The sequence below is a fragment of the Variovorax sp. WDL1 genome (assembly GCF_001541225.1).
In the GTDB taxonomy this organism is placed as follows: Bacteria; Pseudomonadota; Gammaproteobacteria; order Burkholderiales; family Burkholderiaceae_C; genus Variovorax.
This window is the reverse complement of the sequence record NZ_LMTS01000089.1, coordinates 1-2,179: the sequence shown is the minus strand read 5'-3', so window position 1 is coordinate 2,179 and position 2,179 is coordinate 1. Positions and strand designations below refer to the sequence as shown.

At 67.5% G+C, this 2,179-nt stretch carries 2 protein-coding genes; both read left to right on the top strand.

Annotated elements, in window-relative coordinates; translation table 11 throughout:
• Positions 1-326, top strand: a 326-nt coding sequence (locus APY03_RS43675) for an integrating conjugative element protein (RefSeq protein WP_232324244.1), incomplete at its 5' end; no start/stop codon positions are given.
• 4 nt (positions 327-330) lie between these two features.
• A partial coding sequence (traD, locus tag APY03_RS12945) for a type IV conjugative transfer system coupling protein TraD (protein WP_068677419.1) occupies positions 331-2,179 on the top strand: 1,849 nt, incomplete at its 3' end.

The window sequence follows — 2,179 nt, the reverse complement described above, 5'->3', positions numbered from 1 at the left end:
AAGCCGCGATGCTGCCGGTGCGCAGCGCCAAGCTCACGCCCGGCACCGTCGCGCGGCGGGTGATCGAGGCGCCGGGCCTGCGGCCGTTCGTGGTCATCGGCGACGACGACGCTTCCCGGGCCTGGTTGCAGCGCCGCGCCGCTGCTTTGCGCGAACGCGGCGCGGTCGGCCTGGTGGTCAACGTCGAGACCATGCAGGGTCTGGCGCGGCTGCGCGCCCTGGTGCCCGGCGTGCCGCTCGCACCCGTGGCCGGCGACGACCTGGCCGAGCGCCTGGGCCTGCGGCACTACCCGGCGCTGATCACGGCCACCGGCATCGAGCAATGAAGCCATGTCGGGGAAACAGCCGGTCGAGGTTCTGCTACGCCCAGCGGTGGAGCTATACACCGTCGCGGCGTGTGCAGGCGCCGCGTTTCTGTCCCTGGTGGCCCCATGGTCGCTCGCGCTGAGTCCGGCCATGGGCGTTGGCAGCGCGCTGGCGTTCGGCGCCTACGGCGCCATCCGCTACCGCGATGCCCGCGTCATCCTGCGCTACCGGCGCAACATTCGCCGCCTCCCGCACTACGTGATGACCAGCCGCGACGTGCCGGTCAGCCAGCAGCGGCTGTTCGTGGGTCGCGGGTTCCTGTGGGAGCAGAAGCACACCCATAGGCTGATGCAGACGTACCGGCCGGAGTTCCGCCGCTACGTGGAGCCGACGCCAGCCTACCGGCTGGCGCGTCGCCTGGAGGAACGGCTGGAGTTCGCGCCGTTCCCGCTGTCCCGGCTGTCCACGCTCACGGGCTGGGACGTATCCCTCAACCCGGTGCGCCCGCTGCCGCCCGTGGGCGGTCTGCCGCGCCTGCACGGCATCGAACCGGACGAGGTGGACGTCAGCCTGCCGCTGGGCGAGCGCGTCGGGCATTCGCTGGTGCTGGGCACCACCCGCGTGGGCAAGACGCGGCTCGCCGAGCTGTTCGTCACCCAGGACATCCGGCGCAAGAACGCCGCGGGCGAGCACGAGGTCGTGATCGTCATCGATCCCAAGGGGGATGCCGATCTCCTGAAGCGCATGTACGTCGAAGCCCAGCGCGCGGGCCGCGAGGGCGAGTTCTACATCTTCCACCTGGGTTGGCCGGAGATCAGCGCCCGCTACAACGCCGTGGGCCGCTTCGGCCGGATCTCGGAAGTGGCGACACGCATCGCGGGGCAGCTCTCCGGCGAAGGCAACAGCGCGGCGTTCAGAGAGTTCGCGTGGCGGTTCGTGAACATCATCGCCCGCGCGCTCGTGGAACTGGGGCAGCGCCCGGACTACATGCTGATCCAGCGGCATGTCATCAACATCGACGCGCTGTTCATCGAATACGCCCAGCACTACTTCGCCAAGACGGAGCCCAAGGCCTGGGAAGTGATCGTCCAGATCGAAGCCAAGCTCAACGAGAAGAACATCCCGCGCAACATGATCGGGCGCGAGAAGCGCGTCGTAGCGCTGGAGCAGTACCTCTCCCAGGCGCGCAACTACGACCCGGTGCTGGACGGCTTGCGTTCGGCGGTGCGCTACGACAAGACGTACTTCGACAAGATCGTCGCCAGCCTCCTGCCGTTGTTGGAGAAGTTGACCAGCGGCAAGATCGCGCAGCTCCTGGCGCCAAACTACTCCGACCTCAATGACCCCAGGCCGATCTTCGATTGGATGCAGGTCGTCCGAAAGCGCGCCATCGTCTATGTGGGCCTGGACGCGCTGTCCGACGCCGAGGTCGCCGCAGCGGTCGGCAATTCCATGTTCTCTGACCTGGTTTCGGTCGCCGGCCACATCTACAAGCACGGGATCGACGACGGCCTGCCGGGTGCATCGGCCGGCGCGCGCGTGCCGATCAATGTCCATGCCGACGAGTTCAACGAGTTGATGGGCGACGAGTTCATTCCGCTCATCAACAAGGGCGGTGGCGCGGGCCTGCAAGTCACCGCATACACGCAGACGCTCTCGGACATCGAGGCGCGCATCGGCAACCGCGCGAAGGCCGGCCAGGTGATCGGGAATTTCAACAATTTATTCATGTTGCGCGTGCGCGAGACGGCCACCGCGGAACTGCTGACGAGGCAGTTGCCGAAGGTCGAGGTCTATACGACCACCATCGTCTCGGGTGCCACCGACAGCTCGGACATCCGCGGCGCGACGGATTTCACGTCGAACACCCAGG